Genomic DNA, 18,504 nt, shown 5'->3' on the forward strand with positions numbered 1-18,504 from the left:
CATAATATATGTAAGCGAATAGATATAAAAAAGCCCAACTAAGTTGGGCTTTTTTATATCTGCTATTTACTCAAAACCTGTTACTCGTCGTGTTACTTTTTTTCAGGCTTGAAGCTATCTTTCAAATCGAGAATACGGTTAAACACTGGTTTTTCAGGTGAATGATCGTGCTGATCTGCAACGAAATAACCCTCTCGTTCAAACTGGAAACGATCTTCACGACTCGCTTGTGCCAAAGCAGGTTCAATTACAGCTTCTAATACTTTCATCGAATCTGGATTTAGGTTTGCCAAGAAATCATCACCTGTTTCAGGGTCTGCTTCTGTGAACAAACGATCGTAAATACGTACTTCAGCAGGAATACCTTTGGTTGCAGATACCCAGTGAATCACACCTTTCACTTTACGACCTTCAGGATTTTTACCTAAAGTTTCAGGGTCAATTGAACATTTCAGCTCAACCACTTCACCATTTGCATCCTTAATGACTTCATCACATTTAATCACGTAAGCATGACGTAAACGTACTTCGCCGTCAGGAACTAAGCGTTTAAAGCCTTTTGGCGGTACTTCCTCAAAGTCTTTACGGTCAATATAGATTTCCTTAGTTAAAGGAATTACACGATCACCCATATCAACGTTAGGATGGCGAGCATGCGTAAGATCCATATCTTCTGGCAAATTGGTCAAAGTCACTTTAAGTGGACTTAAAACAGCCATACCACGCGCAGCTGTATTTTCCAAAGATTGGCGAATACAGAACTCAAGCATTGCAACATCTACAATACCATCAGTTTTTGACACACCTACACGTTTACAGAAATCACGTAAACCCTCTGGAGTAAAACCACGACGACGCATACCTACTACTGTTGGCATACGCGGGTCATCCCAACCATTCACATGACCACCTTCCACCAACTTACGTAATTTACGTTTTGATGTAATGGTGTAGTCCACGTTTAAACGTGAAGATTCATACTGATGTGGAACTGCTTTAGATTTTACCTTTTCTACAATCCAGTCATAAAACGGACGGTGATCTTGGAACTCTAATGTACAAAGCGAATGAGTAATCCCCTCAATAGCATCAGACAATGGATGAGCATAGTCATACATTGGATAGATTTTCCATTTATCACCTGTTTGGTGATGCTCTGAATGCAATACGCGATATAAAATTGGGTCACGCATGTGTACGTTTGGGCTTGCCATATCAATTTTGGCACGTAAAACAGCTTCACCCTCTTTAAATTCACCACTACGCATTTTTTCAAAGCGAGCAAGGTTCTCTTCAACAGATGCATCACGGTATGGTGAATTTTTACCCGGCTCAACAAAACTACCGCGGTTTAACTTAATTTCTTCTGGAGATTGTAAATCAACATAAGCATCGCCTTGCTCAATCAATTGAACAGCCCATGCATATAATTGATCAAAATAACTTGATGCATAGCGTGGCTCACCATTCCAGTTAAAACCAAGCCACTTCACATCATTCGCAATACCGTCAACGTACTCTTGTTCTTCAGCATCAGGGTTTGTATCGTCAAAACGTAAATTACATAAACCATCAAACTCTTCAGCCACACCAAAGTTTAGGCAAATCGCTTTTACATGACCAATATGCAAATAACCATTTGGTTCTGGTGGAAAACGCGTTACGATCTGATTTGCACGTCCAGTAGCCAAGTCTTCAGTAATGACTTGGCGAACAAAATCTAAGCCAGCCTGTTGTTCTTGCTGCGCAGAATCGACAGAGGCATGAGTATTCGGTGTCGGGTTATTTGGCAGGCTCGAGACAACATCATTAGGCTTCATAGTGTATCAATCACTTCTTTGTAGATAAAATTTCGAAAAATTTAAACGCTATCTTCATTTTTAACAAAGATTTTAACGTTTTTTACTTGCCTTGTAGTTTACAGTTTGCTTATGCTTCTCTCAACCAAAAACCCATGGTCATAAGCCCATGTTTAGGAGATTAATGTAATGAGTTTTCCTCAAGTCGAATTAAACACCAATAAAGGTCGTATTGTTCTTGAACTGAATGCTGAAAAAGCACCTAAAACGGTAGCAAACTTTTTAGAATATGTACGTGACGGTTTTTATGACGGCGTTATTTTCCACCGCGTCATTGATGGTTTCATGATCCAAGGTGGCGGTATGGATGAAAACTTCAAAGAAAAAGCAACACGTGACTCAATTGAAAATGAAGCTGATAACGGTTTAAGCAACGACGAAGGTACGATTGCAATGGCGCGTACTCAAGCTCCTCACTCAGCGTCTGCTCAATTCTTTATCAACGTGAAAAATAACTCTTTCTTGAACCATACCTCTAAAACTGCTCAAGGTTGGGGTTATGCTGTATTTGGTAAAGTTGTTGAAGGTCTAGACATTGTTGAAGCAATCAAAGGTGTTCGCACTGGCAACCGTGGTTATCACGCTGACGTTCCTTTAGAAAACGTTGTAATCGAATCTGCTAAAATTATTTCTGAATAATTTTAGGATAAAGCTGTGACTTATCTGTTTATCTCAGATTTACATTTGTCACCTGAACACCCTCGACTCGTTCGAGGGTTTTTAGACTTATTGGTGCATTACCAAGATAAAAATACTCAGCTCTACATTTTAGGCGATTGGTTTAATGCCTGGATTGGAGATGACTATTCAGCACCATGGCTCGATGAAATTGTCGATGCCTTAAAGGCTTTTACTCAAAAGGGTAATCGAGTTTACTTTCAAGTAGGCAATCGGGATTTTGCTCTTAATCAAGTTTTCCTCAATAAATTTAATGGCGTTTTACTCCCTGACATTTATTCCCTCAATATTGCAGGACATCAATATCGTCTAGAACACGGCGATGCATTATGTACAGATGACGTTTCTTATCAAAGATTTAAAAAGATTATTCGAAATCCTCTATTAGTCGCTCTTTTACGCCGAACTCCACTTAGTTTTCGCACTAAGCTGGTTAATGGCTTCCGCAAGAGAAGCTCCGCGGATAAACAGCAAAAAAGCTATGAAATCATGGATGTAAATGAGCAAGCAGTTCTGTCTGCTTTAACAAATGTAGATACACTGATTCATGGGCATACTCACCGCCCTTCAATTCATCAAGTGCAAGATAAACAACGAATTGTTCTTGGCGATTGGCGTGAGGATCAGGCTTATATTTTAGAAATTGATCCATCCTCAAATACGCAACAGCTCGAATTGATTATCTGGAATTATTAGCTAGTAATTAGTCATTTTTTATTTCAACTTTCAATTCTTTAATTTTTTTATTTAAATCAGAATCGTAAATCACACACATGCTGGCAATAAATATAAATTTCCAGCTTATATGTGTATGATCGTGATACTCAATGTATAAAATAAGAAGACTCAATACAAATATAAGAATGATAAAGGCTTTAACAATTCTAATTTCTCGCAACTTACTCTTTGCATCGGTTGGCATTAAATCAATCATTTTCAATAGATTACTAAAACTTTATATAAACATTATATTTCTTTATCAAATTACATAGGAAATGTTTTTGAATAAAATAGCGTATGATGACAAAGATTAAATTCTCTCAATTGCCATAAGATTGATATGGAGTAGACCTATGGACCTATTGAATTCTGTTAAAAGCCGCTATACAACAAAAGCGTACGATTCTGAAAAGAAAATTCCTCAAGAAAAAATTAATAAATTATTAGAAATTTTACGTTTTTCACCTTCTTCAGTGAATATACAGCCTTGGCACTTTTTTGTTGCAGATAATCTTGCAGCTAAAGAAAGAATAGCGAAAGCCCTAACAGGTAAATATGCTTACAATGGTCCCAAAGTGCTTGAGTCATCACACACACTTGTATTTTGCACAAAAACAGATATTTCATCTGAATACTTAAATCAATTACTTGAACAAGATGATTTAAGTGGCCGTTTTAAAGATGAAAAAGCTAAATTAGGCCAAAAAGATACTCGCCATGGCTATGTTGAGTTCTATCGAAATGAGCAGAAAAATTTATTTGGATGGATGGAAAATCAAACATTCATTGCTTTGGGGCAACTACTTTTTGCTGCGGGTTTAGAAGGAATTGATGCAACCCCAATGGGCGGCTTTGATGAAGACATTTTAAATACTGAGTTAGGTTTAACTGAAAAAGGCTTACGTAGTTCGGTCATTGTTTCTCTAGGTTATCGCAGTGAAAACGATTTTAATGCCAAACTACCTAAATCACGCCTACCAGATGAAGTTATTTTTACCTATTTATAAAATTAGAATAGTTCAAGAGATTCAAGTCTCTTGAACTATAAAGCCATTGCCCTAGCTAAACAAATCACACCACTTATCCCAAATAAAATACCTAAAGTGGTCTGCCATTTTAATTTTTCTTTATATAAAATAACACCACTTGCAATGCCTAATAGCACCACAAGAATATTCATACTTGCAAAAACAATTGCAGGTGAATCCTTTAAAAGAATATGAGCTTTCACATATAAAGCAATATTAGAAAAATTAAGTACACCTAATATCAACCCAGCTATAGCACTTTTAAACTGCCATTTTTGGATTTTCTGCACCAATAAATATGAAATTGATAATATAAAAGCTGTAATAAAAATAAGATTCAAAGTGAGTGTAAATTGAAGACCTAAACTACTCGTATATTTTAAGAGAATATCTACTGCGGCATATCCACACCAAACACTTAATAGAGCAAAAATTGCTTTTCGAGATTGATGATTCGAAGAATTACTCATTTGTCCAAAAAGGACAAGTAAAACAGCAAAAATTCCTAAACCTATTCCCCATAGCTTTAATGCATTAAATTGTTCATGAAAAAAGAAATAAGCTGCGAGTAAAGAAAGTACGACAGAAAGACGCTGTGCAACTTCGGTCTTAACAATTCCTGCATATTCTAATGACTTGGCTAAACACAGAAAAATACTGGGCAAAATCAATCCTAATGCAATAATTAGCCACCAAGGGGTCTTTTGTATTGAAATATGTTGAATATCAGGCTGAAACCACCAAAAGCAAAGAAGACTCGCGCTCGCATAGTTCCATGCAATCATTTGTAACGGCTGATACCCTTTTTTCTTTAAGTTTTTTAATAGGATAGACACCAAAACACTACTTAAAGCAGCAGCCAATATTAATATCATCGATTAAAACTCTATTTATTTAAATATATGAGTCACCATGGTCAAATCATGACCTTTGATGAGTTTAATATTTTGAATTAACTTTTAAATAAACATAAAAAAACCAGTCATTATCTGACTGGTTTCTTTTTAAGATATCAATTAACGATTATTTTCGTCTTCTTGACCATCTTCAAATTTAGTATCGTTGTCAAAACCACCTTGATGACCACCGAAGCCGCCTTGACCACCGAAACCACCACCTTGACCACCGAAGCCACCTTGACCGCCGAAGCCACCACCTTGACCACCAAAACCGCCTTGACCACCGAAGCCGCCTTGAGCGCCACCGAAGCCACCTTGAGCACCACCAAAGCCACCGCCTTGACCGCCACCGAAGCCACCAGTAGGTTGACCACCAAAACCGCCTTGTGTGGTGCCGCCTTGTGCTGGGAAGCCTGTACCTTGCGCGCCTGCTGGGCGTGGGTTACGTGCTGGAACAACAGTTGAAATCGCGTGTTTGTAAACCATTTGACTTACTGTATTTTTTAATAAAACAACATATTGGTCAAATGATTCAATATGACCCTGTAATTTAATACCGTTCACAAGGAAAATAGAAACAGGGATACGTTCTTTACGGAGAGAATTTAAGAACGGATCTTGTAAAGTTTGACCTTTAGACATTTTTAACTCCAAAAAAAAATTTTTAAATCAGCGCAAAAAAACTATCTTTATTTTTCAACTAAAAATTATAAAAAGACAGTGTGCAAATTTTGCTTTATCCATAAGAGTTTCGCAAGTCTTCTTTCGCCTGCTTTATCGTCAAGTAAGTTTTAAAATCGTGTATTTCTTGCAAAGAACGTAACCACGTATATTGACGTTTGGCAAGTTGTCGTGTTGCAAATAAAGCTTTATCCTCCATTTCACGTTTACTTTTGAGACTTATATCACTTTTTAATAGAAATTCTAGTGCTTGTCGATAACCCACTGAACGCATTGAGGGTAAATTTTCATCTAAATCGTATTTTTCAATTAGAGCTTCAACTTCACTCAAAAAACCGATATCCCACATTTTGCTTAATCTTTGCTCAATGCGTTGATGTAATTCTACCCGATCTGGAAGTAAAGCATAATTATGAAATATGTATCGATATGGTACGTTTTTTGGTTGTTCTGCCTGCAATTTAGTAATTGGCTCACCCGTAAGCTTATAAACTTCTAGTGCTCGAATAATCCTTTGCTTATCAGTCACATTAAATTTTATAGCCGCGGCAGGATCTACAGAAACTAATTCGTCATAAACAGCCTGCCACCCTTCATTTAAAGCTTTTTCTTCAATTGCTGCCCGAACTTGGGCATCTGCACTCGGTAAATTACTCGATAGGCCTTCTAATAATGCCTTAAAGTACAACATTGTGCCTCCTACCAAGATAGGAGTTTTCCCGCGTGAATGCATGTCATCAATCAACTTAGATGCATCTTCAACAAATTGAGCAGCTGAATAAACTTCAAGAGGAGTAATCAGATCAATTAAATGATGAGGATATAGCGCTTGTTCTTCACGAGTTGGCTTAGCAGTACCGATATCCATATCTTTATAAACGAGAGCAGAATCAACAGAAATCAGCTCAAAATTTCCACGCTCGTATAACTCACATGCCAAAGCGGTTTTTCCGCTCGCAGTTGGTCCCATTAAATTGATGACGGGCAATTGATTTGACATGTAAAACTACTCTCCTCGAGCAAATAATTTATCTAATTGAGATAATGGAAATGCACGCCAAGTTGGCCTTCCATGGTTACATTGGCTCGCAAATTCGGTTTGTTCCATTTGGCGAAGTAAAGCATTCATTTCCGAAAGACTGAGTTGTCGATGTGCACGTACTGCTCCATGGCATGCCATTCCAGCTAATAACTCATCTCTTTTTTGAAGTAATCCTTGTGCTTCATCATTTGGATCTAAATCATTTAAAAGTTCAGGAATAAGATTTTCAAAGTCAGCTTTTTGTAATATGGCTGGTACTCCCCGAACAATAATCTGCTCGTCCCCATATAAATCAATTTCCAGTCCTAAGCGCTCAAGTTGAGGTTTCAACTCCTCTACCCGCACAGCCTGCATACGGCTAATAGAAATGACTTTAGGTATAAGCAACTGTTGAGATGTCCAAAACTCTGGTTTGTCCCAAGCATTTTTCATTTGCTGTAATAAAATTCGCTCATGTGCTGCATGCATATCAACAATAATCAGCCCTTCTGTATTTTGCGCTAAAACATAAATTCCATGAAGTTGAGCAATTGCAATGCCTAACGGAAATTCATCAACTTTAGTTACTGGCTCAATATCTTCATTCACTGAAAAATTAGCAGGTTGATCACGCAGTGGCGCTAAGTATGTCTTTAACGCATTATTTAACTGAGCAGAACCGTTATATTTTGGGGTTTGATCTGCATAGTGAACAGCTTGCGGACGACTAGCATTAAAATCAGTTAATAGCTCTGTCGGTGCATTCTGAGCTCGCGCTTCATTGTCTGGATTTAAAGCTTCATTTGCCCGATGCAGCGTAAATTGTTCTTGATATTTAGGTTGAGGCTGCACAGAGTAGTCTAAGGCTTCATCCACTTTCATCGCTTGAGCTAAATCAGCGCTCGCTGTCTGAAATTGCGACAGAGTTTCTTTTGCATAATGTCTTACAAACTCATGCACTTCTCTCTGATTTAAAAAGCGAATTTCATGCTTGGTCGGATGAACATTCACATCGATATTTTCAGGATCAACTTCTAAAAAAAGTAAATATGATGAATGTTGGTGGCCGTGTAAAATACCGTCATATGCCATACGTAGTGCATGTGAAATCGTTTTATCTTTAACAATACGACCATTTACGTAGACATATTGCATATCAGCCTGCGCACGAGCATCTGAAGGATGGCCAAGCCAACCTGATAACCGCATGCTAATACTTTCGGCATCCATCCAATATGCATTTTGTACGAATTGCGAACCGAGCAGTTGTTGCACTCGCTGAAAACGGAGCTCTCCGCTATCAGCTATAGGCAAATTAATTCTAATATTATCATTATGCTCAAGCACAAAACGTATATCAAAATGCGTTAAAGCCAGACGACGAACAATCTCTTCAATATGACCAAATTCAGTCGTTGGTTTCTTTAAAAATTTACGGCGTGCCGGTACATTAAAAAATAAGTCCTGAACACGTATGTGAGTTCCCTTTTGAGCAGCAACAGCTTGTACTTCTTGATGATCAAATGCTGTGCCGTTTACTTCAACCTGATGGCCAATACCACTTTCATCTTGGCTACTCGTCAATGTCAATCTTGAAACTGCGGCAATCGAAGCAAGTGCCTCCCCGCGAAATCCCAAACTTACAATAGCGTGTAAATCTTCTGCAGTTTTAATTTTACTTGTCGCATGGCGCATGACGGCTAATGCCAAATCTTCAGAATGAATACCATGCCCATTATCAATAATTTCTATGAGGGTCGAACCACCTTGAGCGATCCGTACAATGAGTTCAGTTGCACCCGCATCGATGGAGTTTTCTAATAATTCTTTAACAACAGATGAAGGACGTTCAATCACCTCACCAGCAGCAATCTGGTTGGCTAACGCTGCGTCTAAAGTATGAATACGACGTTGTGTTAGCTTTTCATCAGTCATGAAGCTGTTCCTGCAAAGTCTGATACAAAGGTTCTGTGGGTAGAGTTAAAGTTACAAAACGACTCAACTCATCCTCTGACTTTTGAATATCGATAATGATATCTGCCTGAGGAATTTCATCACCACCTTTTGATGGCCATTCAAATAAAAATAATGCATCTGTGACATCTAGATAATCACGGATTCCCATTAATTCAAGTTCATAAGGATCATTCAAACGATATAAGTCAAAATGAAAAATTTCTTTCTCATTGATTTTATACGGCTCAACTAGTGTATAGGTTGGACTTTTAACAGAGCCTTTATGACCCAAAGCCTGTAAGAAATAGCGCGTAAGTGTGGTTTTACCCGCACCTAAGTCTCCAATTAAATAAATCACACCTGACTGAACATGTTGCGCCAACGCTTGAGCTAGACGCCCAGTATCTTCTTCATGATTTAAGACCAATTTCAATGAATACGACATAGCACACATAACATGATTCAAAATAATCGATATGATAACATTGCCCTGCCTTAAAAGCCTACTCAAGCCCTAGAAGTTGGCTTTTTTTATATCAATTCTCTTACATATTTATACTTTTTTATGTCTAGTCCGAACGATTTTTTGCCACCTATGGTTGATGGTGTAAGCGCAAGCCAAGTTTATCTTCCTGCACAAACAAATACTCAAACTATTTATGAGTATCTATGCCAACATTTTCAACATATTAAAGTTCAAGAGTGGCAACAACGATTTCAGGATGGACTTATTTATGGGGCAAATGGACAAAAATTAACATTAGATAGCCCCTATCAAAGCAATACGCATATCTTTTATTATCGATTTCTTGCCTATGAGCCACATGTTCCTTTCGAGCATCGAATTTTATTTGAAAATGATGACTTACTGGTGGTCGATAAACCTCATTTTTTAACAATTAGCCCAACTGGACAATATGTGCAAGAAACATTATTAGTTCGACTTAAAAAACAGACAGGCAATGAATTTTTAACACCGATACATCGATTAGACCGTGAAACTGCTGGGGTTGTTCTATTTTGCAAACAGGTTGAATCGCGAGGTATTTACCAACAATTATTTGCGGAGCGTCAAATCAATAAAACTTACCACGCTATCGCTCCTTATAAAAAAGAATTAAAACTTCCTCAAACATTACATTTGCATCTAGATAAAGGGACTCCTTTTTACACCATGCAAGTTGTGGCAAATGCTAAAGCAAACACTCAGACCTATATTGAGCTTATTGAACATAACCAGATTTGGGCTAAATATCGTTTAACACCGACAACAGGTAAACAGCACCAGCTTCGTGTACATCTTAATTATCTAGATATTGCGATTAAGAATGATCCATTTTACCCGACTGTTCAACATAAGGCAGATGATGATTTTTCAGAGCCATTACAACTTTTAGCTAAGCACATTTCATTTGTCGATCCACTCACGAAAGGGGAAATGTTTTTCAATTCTCAGTTTGAATTGACGTTGTAATGTAAGCGTAATGACAAAAAGATTGTTTTTTATGCCGAAAAACATTGAAATTACATTGCGATGGTTTAAAATAAATTCCTAAAAATTAAAAATCATTTGGTTTTGTTATTCATGCGAAAAACAGAAGTTTATCAGGTTCGACTGGACTCCCAAGAGAAAAAGCAGGCTTTTGCTGTTTTTAAACAATTGGGAATTACCCCTGCCCAAGCGGTACGACTTTTTTTTAAACAAGTCGTATTAACTAAATCTATTCCTTTTGCGATCGAAAATCAGAGTATTAATATGGAACAATTATTAAAACTCCGAAAAGCAAAAGCATCTTCATTAAATCAAAACCCATCGACTTTAAGCGAAGATGATGACCATGAAGATTTGTTTGAAGAACTAAACGCACTTCTTGGTGAGAGCGACAAAACTTAACACTGTTGCATTTATAAACAAGTTTTAACGTCAAAAAGCTCTTTTTTTCGTTATGCTCTCTTTGTAAAAATATAATGATAAGTTACAAGGAGTACCAAATGATCGTTAGACGAGCGACTTTTGAAGATTTAGACCAACTCGCCGTTTTGTTTGATGAATACCGCCAGTTTTATGGGGCTTCTTCTAATTTTAATGAATCACTTTACTTTCTTAAACAACGTTTTGAGAATAGAGAAAGTGTTTTTTTCATTCATATTAAAGATGACAAAATCACCGGATTCGTTCTACTCTATTTAGGTTTTTCTTCAGTTGCTTGTTCAACATATTATATTTTAGATGATGTATATGTTACGCCAATTTTTCGTCGCCAAGGCTCAGCCAAACAGTTAATCGATACTGCCATTTTATTTGCAAAACAACAAAATGCCCTACGCATTAGCCTAGAAACTCAAAGCAATAACCATGAGTCTCATCGTCTATATGAACAAATGGGCTTCATTCGGGATAGTGAGTTCCAGACCTTCCATTGCTTTCTTAAATAATATTTTGTGCTAGCTGCTTTTGCTGCTCTGATAAATAAATCCATTCCCCATCTGCTATTTCAGGTAAAACCAATTGACCTACTTGATGGCGATGCAATGCTTCTACTTTATTTCCTACAGCAGCAATCATTCTTTTGACTTGGTGATAAACACCTTGATGGATGGTCATCGTTAATTTGTGAGTTTCCAACATTGCTACATCGGTTGCAGCAAAAATGCCTTTTTCCTGATGTAAGCTGACACCTTCGCTTAACATTACGATTTGCTCAGATGTCACTGGATCCAGAGTCGTAACATGATAAACCTTTGGAACATGTTTACGAGGATGGGTTAAAGCTTGAAGATATTTACCATCATCAGTAAGTAAGAGTAAGCCTGTTGTATCTTGATCTAAACGCCCAATTGCTTGGACGCCTCGATGAATCATGATTTCAGGTAAAAGACTAAAAACGCTTTGATGATGCTGAGGCTGATGTGAACATTCAAAACCTTTTGGTTTTTTTAATGCAATATAAACTTGTTCTCGATACTGGTAAGTTTGTCCAAAAAGCGAAAATTCTAAATTTTCAGGAGAAAATTGCTTTTTAAGATCATCGGCAATTTCTCCATCAACACTTACAGAACCATTTTTTATTAACTGCTGACAATATTTACGTGAACCAAACCCTTGTGATTGTAAAATTTTTTCCAGCAGCATGGAGGTTTCTCTTTAGGACAAAACACTCATTTTAACGCAGTTTCAACTCCCTACTCACTATTCTTTGCATTTAGTTCCTTAAACTGCGCTCTATTCTTCAATTACTCGATAAATATTTTCGTTCTGTTCACTTTCGAATAACAATTCGGTTGTAGGTAAAATAATTTCATTATCAACAATAATATGTTCAATACGTTGGCTTAGCTTTAAAGTTTCATTTTCGTGTTCAACTAAATTTTGCTTTAATTGAGCCTTGGCATCATGAATCTGATCAAACTGATCTTTAATTTTGATATCTACAATTTCCATAGTCATTATCCTATGTTCATGAGTAATGACTATTTTTATAACACAACTTCAAAAAACTATAAGATTTAACTTGTTAATTTATATAACATTGTGTCCAAGCGTAACCGAAAATTAAAACTCTTTATCAATGAGCGATATACAATCAAATTTTATTAAAAATAAAATCTAAGATCTGCTGAATCTTTTAAAGCTTTCACATTCCTACTCTTAAATATTATACAATTCCATTTTATTTACTTGCCCACCCCGCTCCCATGCTTGCCCAATTTGATGTTAATTTAGTTGTCCTTCTAGTTCTACTTATCTGTGGTTTACTAAGTCAAAATGCAGCTGTAACCATTGCAGCAGGTGTGTTAATTGTCGTTAAAATTACGCCTTTAAATCAGTTTTTCCCTTTTATTCAAGCACATGGTCTTAATTTAGGAATTCTTATTTTAACCATTGGGGTACTCACACCCATTGCCAGCGGAAAACTGAGCGGAGAGAGTATTTTAAAGTCCTTTGTTAGTATTAAATCACTGGTTGCCATTGCAATCGGTCTGTTAGTCGCATGGTTAGGTGGCCGCGGTGTAAAACTTATGTCGAGTCAACCTGATGTTGTTGCAGGTCTATTAATTGGCACAGTTGCTGGCGTCGCCTTGCTCCGTGGTGTACCTGTCGGCCCTCTTATTGCAGCAGGTTTACTCTCTTTATTTATCGGTAAATAAATTTTTTCGATATAAAAAAAGGCGCCATTGGGCACCTTTTTTTATGCTTAAGCTAAATGAATTGCTCTAGCCAGAATAATACGAAGTTCGTTTTAAAGAGAACTTTTCTAACTGCTTTAAGAACCCTTCAAAATAACTTTTTTCTTTTTCTTCAGTTCGATAGCCCGCATATAACGTCCGTCGTAAGCCTGTACGTGAAACGCAATCTAAACGGCGACTCGTAACCCATCCCTTTTGTTCATATTCATTCACTACCCAATCAGGTAAAGCAGCAATACCTCGTCCGCTTGCAACAAGTTGAATAAGCATTTGGGTTAAATCTGTTGTTCGTATTTGCTTAGGCTGAATATTTGCCGGAATGAAAAGTTTAGACATAATATCTAAACGGTGCTTATCAACTGGATAAGTAATTAAAACTTCTTCTGCTAACTCTTGAACCGTAATATTTTCAGCACGGACCAATGGATGTGTGTTGGATAGAACCAAACGCGATTCATATTCAAAAATAGGAAAATACTCAATTCCCTTTAAGGCAATTGGATCGGCTGTAATAAGCAAATCAAATTCAGCATTTTGTAAAAGCTCATGTGGATTAGCTTCAAATCCAGAAGCAAAGTCTAAATCAACATCTGGGTATTGATGTCGATATTGATTCAATAACGGCATTAACCAATCAAAACAGCTATGGCATTCAGATGAAAAGATAATCCTGCCGGTCTGTCCATGCACAATACGAGTAATATCACTATGTGTAATCTGGATTTGCGGTAAAACATCATCAGCTAACTTGAGTAAGCGTTGCCCTACATTAGAAAAGCTAACAGGTCGGCTACGTCGATTCACCACCTCTACCCCATACCAATGATCTAATTCTTTTAATTGGTGAGAGATAGCCGAGGGCGTTAAACAAAGATCATTCGCTGCTGAAACTAATGAACCATGTTCACGTAAGGCAACTAAAGTTTTAAGGTGGCGTATTTCTAACATGGGCCCAAGCCTAAAAAAGAGATTTATCTATGAATGTCTTAATCTTATCTTTGCCTTTCAACAAATAGGATAACTGTAGATAAATCTTCACTAATGAATATTATTCATTTTACCATGGAATTAATTAATTTGTCTCAACATGAATTATTTTTCACAATTATCCTATCAGATGAATTTTTTTAATTTAAAGGTGAAGGTACAACTGTGTAGCTTACAATTACTGCTTAATTGAAATCGAAAAGAATTTTATAAAAACAAAAAATAGACCCGTTCTAGGTCTATTTCTTATGAAAATTAATAATTACTGCGCCCACACATTTAAGCTAACAATCGTATAACTTTGATTTTTAGGTTTTACCTTTAAATTTAGTGGAGCTGTTACTTCTACTAAATACTCTCCAGCCTTTGGAAATTTAAGCTCAACCTGACCGTTGCTATCTGCTTTAAACTGCTGCACTTGTTTATCCGTCGCGCCTTTTTCTCTTAAATTAATTTCAGCATTCGCGAGACTTGTTCCTTTCTCACTTATGGTTAATTTAACAGGTTGAGCAACTTTAATTGTGTTGGGATGTACAGAAAAGTTAACTTTAATCGGTGTGTTTGGAAATTGAATATCTGAAACTTTTCCTTTAGAAAGATAACTTTGTAATACCCACTCTCGTGTTACTTCTTCTGTTTTAATATTTTTCGCTTTAATGTCAGCTGGAATTAAATATTCACGTTCTGCTTTCGGTGGGGCTTTATCAGCTGGCATATCAAAAAATAAATGCCACGTTTTTTGATCATATACATATTTTAAAGGATAACTTGCTTGTGACTGAATGATATAAGTTCCCTCTTCTGGCAAATCGACATCAAAAACCGTGGCCGATTTATGCAAAGCTTCCGTCGTAATCGTCTTAAGCTCATTTTTAGGAGTAATTACAGTAAGCTTGGCATCCTTTAAAGCATACTCACTATTTAATGCTTCTTCGGCATAACCTGCAATTACGGGTACCTGAGTTTGTTCTGTTTTATAAGCTAAAGGCGCTACATAGGGCTCATGAGCAAAGCCTGTGGTACATATACATGCAAGAGGCACAATTAAAAATTTATTCATTCTTACAAAATCCTGTTGTACACAAAGTTAAAAAAATTCAGACAAAAGATACGCAGCTACAGTATACATAAATAAAAATCATTATTATTATCATTTAATATTTAAACTTAAAATTTCCTAATCTTTTATTCAAAAAGAAACTGGTTGAGTTCTTAGTCACCAAATGGATTGAATCGTTCCAATCTGGTTGATTTTGCATTTAGCCTCGGCAGTCTTAATTTTAGTTTTTTATTATTCTGTACTCTTTTCCCTTATACTGCTCTTTTTGAGTCTTTTCTTAACCTATTATGGCGTCCCCGCAATCTCCTCTATCTACACATCAACACTATTCACTATTTTTAGCAATTTTCTCACTCGCTGTAGGTGGTTTTTGTATTGGAACCACCGAATTCGTCGCAATGGGACTGATTCAGGAAATTGCCAATAACTTAAAAATTACAGTACCAGAAGCTGGGCACTTTATTAGTGCTTATGCATTAGGTGTGGTTATTGGTGCTCCCATCATCGCTATTCTTGGAGCTAAAGTTCCTAGAAAAACGTTATTACTTGGCTTAATGCTTTTTTATGGTATTGCCAACGCTTGTACTGCTTTAGCCCATACACCCGAAACTGTTTTAGTTTCACGTTTCATTGCAGGCTTACCCCATGGGGCATATTTTGGTGTCGGAGCATTAGTGGCAGCTGAACTAGCTGGTCCTTCACGAAGAGCATCTGCTGTTGCCCAAATGATGATGGGTCTTACAGTAGCAACTGTGATTGGTGTACCTTTGGCAACTTGGTTAGGTCAAAATTTTGGTTGGAGAGCTGGCTTTGAATTTTCAGCGACTATCGCTTTCTTCACCTTAATTGCTGTTGGCTTCTTTGTACCCAATATTCCAGTCCAAGCAAAAGCAAGCATAAAAACAGAATTAGCTGGCCTTAAAAATATCAACATGTGGTTAACACTAGCGGTAGGTGCAATCGGTTTTGGAGGCATGTTTTCTGTTTACAGCTATGTCTCACCTATTTTGACTGAATATACACAAGTGAATATCCAAATCGTCCCTATCGCTTTGGCTATTTGGGGTATTGGTATGGTTATTGGTGGCTTAGCCGCAGGATGGCTTGCAGATAAAAATCTGAATAAAACGATTGTAGGCGTGCTGATCAGTTCAGCTATCGCTTTTGTGGTGGCTAGTTTCTTAATGAGTAATATTTATACTGCTATTGCCTCATTATTTTTGATTGGTCTTACCGTAATGGGATTAGGTGGAGCATTACAGACTCGTCTAATGGATGTCGCTGGCGATGCTCAAACGTTAGCAGCGTCACTCAACCACTCTGCCTTTAATATGGCCAACGCACTAGGTGCATTTCTAGGTGGATGGGTACTCAGTCACCAAATGGGTTGGATCGCGCCAATCTGGGTCGGTTTTGTCTTAAGCCTCGGTGGCCTTATCGTTTTACTTATTGCCTTTGCCGTAGAGAAAGCAAGTAAGAAAATTTAATCAAAGAAGAAGCTAACTAATTTTTCTAATCAGTTAGCTTACCGCCACAGTGAGGGCAATAACATTTTGTCTCTCTAACCGACTCTTCTTCCTCTAATACTTTTTCACGCATAATTTGAATAATCAGGTTATGCGCTTGTTCTTTTGGCAACCCGACTTTTTGACGGATTCGTTCTATTTCAGCTTCGTCATGTAAAATATCAATCCCTCGTACTTGAAGTAACTCACGAAATTCTTGCTCTAGTCTTTGATTCCGTTGATTGAGTTCATTTGCAAGCCCAGATGCTAAAATACCAGCTGGTAACGCTGCAATACCAACACCTAAAATGGTAATGAGTGCGCCTAATAACTTTCCTAAACTGGTCACTGGGGTGACATCGCCATAACCTACTGTGGTTAAAGTAACCACCGCCCACCACATAGATTTAGGTATTGAACTAAAAGCTTCTGGCTGAGCTTTATTTTCAACCACATAAATTCCAGAAGCAGTCATAATAATCATAATAATTAAAATAAAGATAACTGCCTGAAAAGAGCCCTTCTCACGCTTAATCACACATAACAATATCTGTAGTGAGATAAAATACCGTGTCAATTTTAATAAACGAAGTAAACGTAATATTCTGAGCATACGAAGATCGATTCGTACGAAGAAATTGAGATAAGCAGGTAAGATTGCCATCAAATCAATAATTGCTTCCCCGCTCTTCATCCAGTTCAAGCGGATTTTCCATGCAGATTGTGTCGTATCTCGATCTGCAACACTCCATAGTCTTAATAGATATTCAATACTAAAAATTGCAATTGAAATAACTTCAAAATAGTCGAACCAAACATGATAACTTGTGTACAAATCATTTACTGTTTCTAACAAAACAGCAGCGACGTTGCCAACAATTAAAACAACTAAAAAATAATTAATACATCTACTTACCGTAGTTTCATAGTCATGATTATGGAGATTATTATAGAAGAACTTACGCAATCCCTTCCAAGCTGAATTTTGCATATTGATCTGACCACTTGATATTAAAGACATAGTAAGCTCTCGCCCTCTATTCACCAATATAGTCTTTAATAAATTTTCCTTCACTCACTTGCATTTAAAATTTTCTACTTTTTTCTCAGGTCAATTCACCGCTACACATCGGAATTCATTTTCTTCCCACCACTGCACATCATAGATGCCTGGGTGTGATTTCAAAATAAGATTAATATAGTTTTGCAGCAACATAATATGATGAGTAATATCAAGCTTTCTAAATAAAAACTTTCTTAAAATAGGTGTATTTGGAGAAATAAAAATTGCGAATCCATTGCTATATTCTTCATAGACACTGATTCCAAGATACATGGTTATTTCGGGCAAAGGAATTTCAATTTGCCATCCCCAGTTTTCACTATATAGCTCTATATTTAAATGATATCTATTTTTCAAAATACTAAAAATATATTGTGCAATATCTTCAGTTTTTTGAACTAAAACACCTTCTTCATCGGAGTATGTTTTTTGAGCATATCGTTGATAATCATCAAATTTAAATTCAACAATTGTCTTTAGCATTCTTAAATTCCCTATATAAAATACCCATATTTTTTTTAATTATTTTTAAGTTCGTTTAATTATTTTAAAACAAAAAACCAGTTAATTTCTAGTACTATATTTAATTTTATATATATCAAATTAAAAAATGTCATATTTAGTATTTTTGAATAAACATATGAACCAATTCACACTTTTAATAAAAACAACAATTCATAAAGTCTATTTTTTACCCAAAATTATATATAAGTTATTTTATTAAATAATTTTTTCACTCTTTATATCTTAATCTAGATATATAAATTATTTTTTGATCTTTAAAATTTTCTAAAAATTAGTATTAGAATATATTAATTTAATTAGATATCTTTATAGCTTTTTCTAAAACTAACAATAC

The 18,504-nt window shown here is 36.4% G+C and carries 21 protein-coding genes; 8 read left to right on the plus strand and 13 right to left on the minus strand.

Annotated features, from left to right (window positions below; genetic code table 11):
- Positions 1-92: 92 nt before the first annotated feature.
- Positions 93-1,820 carry a glutamine--tRNA ligase/YqeY domain fusion protein gene (locus tag ASF86_RS07595; protein ID WP_056480926.1) on the minus strand — a complete coding sequence of 576 codons (1,728 nt, stop codon included), beginning with the start codon at positions 1,818-1,820 and terminating at the stop codon, positions 93-95.
- A 168-nt stretch (positions 1,821-1,988) separates the two neighbouring features.
- Between ASF86_RS07595 and ASF86_RS07600 the strand changes: the two genes are divergently transcribed.
- A complete protein-coding gene (locus ASF86_RS07600) occupies positions 1,989-2,498 on the plus strand; it encodes a peptidylprolyl isomerase (RefSeq protein WP_003652397.1) in 510 nt (169 codons plus the stop codon).
- A gap of 15 nt (positions 2,499-2,513) precedes the next feature.
- Positions 2,514-3,233 carry a UDP-2,3-diacylglucosamine diphosphatase gene (locus tag ASF86_RS07605; protein ID WP_056480928.1) on the plus strand — a complete coding sequence of 240 codons (720 nt, stop codon included), beginning with the start codon at positions 2,514-2,516 and terminating at the stop codon, positions 3,231-3,233.
- A gap of 7 nt (positions 3,234-3,240) precedes the next feature.
- Here the strand turns inward: ASF86_RS07605 and ASF86_RS07610 are convergent, their stop codons facing one another.
- Entirely contained in the window at positions 3,241-3,471 is a 231-nt protein-coding gene (locus tag ASF86_RS07610; RefSeq protein WP_056480931.1) for a hypothetical protein, read from the minus strand.
- A gap of 139 nt (positions 3,472-3,610) precedes the next feature.
- Between ASF86_RS07610 and nfsB the strand changes: the two genes are divergently transcribed.
- Positions 3,611-4,264, plus strand: a complete 654-nt coding sequence (gene nfsB / locus ASF86_RS07615) for an oxygen-insensitive NAD(P)H nitroreductase (RefSeq protein ID WP_017392110.1) — start codon at positions 3,611-3,613, stop codon at positions 4,262-4,264.
- Positions 4,265-4,299: 35 nt separating this feature from the next.
- Here nfsB and ASF86_RS07620 read toward each other — a convergent pair whose 3' ends face one another.
- The 5 genes from ASF86_RS07620 to tsaE all read right to left on the minus strand — a co-directional run bounded on the left by ASF86_RS07620 (position 4,300) and on the right by tsaE (position 9,287).
- Positions 4,300-5,160 carry a DMT family transporter gene (locus ASF86_RS07620; protein WP_056480933.1) on the minus strand — a complete coding sequence of 287 codons (861 nt, stop codon included), beginning with the start codon at positions 5,158-5,160 and terminating at the stop codon, positions 4,300-4,302.
- 141 nt (positions 5,161-5,301) lie between these two features.
- Complete coding sequence (gene hfq / locus ASF86_RS07625) at positions 5,302-5,826, minus strand: RNA chaperone Hfq (protein WP_017392108.1); 525 nt, start codon at positions 5,824-5,826, stop codon at positions 5,302-5,304.
- A 94-nt stretch (positions 5,827-5,920) separates the two neighbouring features.
- The gene (gene miaA, locus ASF86_RS07630; RefSeq protein WP_056480935.1) at positions 5,921-6,865 is read right to left on the minus strand and encodes a tRNA (adenosine(37)-N6)-dimethylallyltransferase MiaA; all 945 of its coding nucleotides are present in this window, start codon (positions 6,863-6,865) and stop codon (positions 5,921-5,923) included.
- Between the two features lie 6 nt (positions 6,866-6,871).
- Positions 6,872-8,821, minus strand: a complete 1,950-nt coding sequence (gene mutL, locus ASF86_RS07635; RefSeq protein ID WP_056480937.1) for a DNA mismatch repair endonuclease MutL — start codon at positions 8,819-8,821, stop codon at positions 6,872-6,874.
- A complete protein-coding gene (gene tsaE, locus ASF86_RS07640; RefSeq protein ID WP_005046403.1) occupies positions 8,814-9,287 on the minus strand; it encodes a tRNA (adenosine(37)-N6)-threonylcarbamoyltransferase complex ATPase subunit type 1 TsaE in 474 nt (157 codons plus the stop codon). Before tsaE ends, mutL begins: the two co-directional genes overlap by 8 nt.
- Before the next feature lie 120 nt (positions 9,288-9,407).
- Between tsaE and ASF86_RS07645 the strand changes: the two genes are divergently transcribed.
- The 3 genes from ASF86_RS07645 (at position 9,408) to ASF86_RS07655 (ending at position 11,278) form a co-directional block, all read left to right on the plus strand.
- Positions 9,408-10,316: a pseudouridine synthase gene (locus ASF86_RS07645; RefSeq protein ID WP_056480938.1), complete on the plus strand. Its 909-nt coding sequence runs from the start codon at positions 9,408-9,410 to the stop codon at positions 10,314-10,316.
- Positions 10,317-10,427: 111 nt separating this feature from the next.
- Positions 10,428-10,736, plus strand: a complete 309-nt coding sequence (locus ASF86_RS07650) for a type II toxin-antitoxin system RelB/DinJ family antitoxin (RefSeq protein ID WP_004643266.1) — start codon at positions 10,428-10,430, stop codon at positions 10,734-10,736.
- Positions 10,737-10,834: 98 nt separating this feature from the next.
- Positions 10,835-11,278, plus strand: a complete 444-nt coding sequence (locus ASF86_RS07655) for a GNAT family N-acetyltransferase (RefSeq protein WP_017392103.1) — start codon at positions 10,835-10,837, stop codon at positions 11,276-11,278.
- Here ASF86_RS07655 and ASF86_RS07660 read toward each other — a convergent pair.
- Positions 11,271-11,975, minus strand: coding sequence for a pseudouridine synthase (locus ASF86_RS07660; RefSeq protein WP_056480941.1), 705 nt, complete (start codon positions 11,973-11,975; stop codon positions 11,271-11,273). The genes ASF86_RS07655 and ASF86_RS07660 overlap by 8 nt on opposite strands.
- A 90-nt stretch (positions 11,976-12,065) precedes the next feature.
- Positions 12,066-12,284, minus strand: coding sequence for a hypothetical protein (locus ASF86_RS07665; protein WP_004643270.1), 219 nt, complete (start codon positions 12,282-12,284; stop codon positions 12,066-12,068).
- A gap of 254 nt (positions 12,285-12,538) precedes the next feature.
- Here ASF86_RS07665 and ASF86_RS07670 point away from each other — a divergent pair, with 254 nt between their 5' ends.
- Positions 12,539-12,991 (plus strand): DUF441 domain-containing protein, encoded by a 453-nt coding sequence (locus ASF86_RS07670; RefSeq protein WP_003652413.1) that lies wholly within the window; start codon positions 12,539-12,541, stop codon positions 12,989-12,991.
- Between the two features lie 66 nt (positions 12,992-13,057).
- Here the strand turns inward: ASF86_RS07670 and ASF86_RS07675 are convergent, their stop codons facing one another.
- Both ASF86_RS07675 and ASF86_RS07680 read right to left on the minus strand, forming a co-directional pair.
- On the minus strand, positions 13,058-13,978 hold the full coding sequence (locus ASF86_RS07675) for a LysR family transcriptional regulator (protein ID WP_056480943.1): 921 nt from the start codon (positions 13,976-13,978) through the stop codon (positions 13,058-13,060).
- 301 nt (positions 13,979-14,279) lie between these two features.
- A complete protein-coding gene (locus ASF86_RS07680; protein WP_056480945.1) occupies positions 14,280-15,077 on the minus strand; it encodes a DUF4198 domain-containing protein in 798 nt (265 codons plus the stop codon).
- A 287-nt stretch (positions 15,078-15,364) separates the two neighbouring features.
- On the opposite strand from ASF86_RS07680, the gene ASF86_RS07685 reads away from it, so the two are divergent.
- A complete protein-coding gene (locus ASF86_RS07685; RefSeq protein ID WP_056480946.1) occupies positions 15,365-16,564 on the plus strand; it encodes an MFS transporter in 1,200 nt (399 codons plus the stop codon).
- 25 nt (positions 16,565-16,589) lie between these two features.
- Here ASF86_RS07685 and ASF86_RS07690 read toward each other — a convergent pair whose 3' ends face one another.
- Positions 16,590-17,573 carry an ion transporter gene (locus ASF86_RS07690; protein ID WP_005039691.1) on the minus strand — a complete coding sequence of 328 codons (984 nt, stop codon included), beginning with the start codon at positions 17,571-17,573 and terminating at the stop codon, positions 16,590-16,592.
- Positions 17,574-17,693: 120 nt separating this feature from the next.
- The gene (locus tag ASF86_RS07695; protein ID WP_056480948.1) at positions 17,694-18,128 is read right to left on the minus strand and encodes a hypothetical protein; all 435 of its coding nucleotides are present in this window, start codon (positions 18,126-18,128) and stop codon (positions 17,694-17,696) included.
- Positions 18,129-18,504: the final 376 nt, after the last annotated feature.

The organism is Acinetobacter sp. Leaf130 (genome assembly GCF_001423205.1).
GTDB lineage: Bacteria > Pseudomonadota > Gammaproteobacteria > Pseudomonadales > Moraxellaceae > Acinetobacter > Acinetobacter calcoaceticus.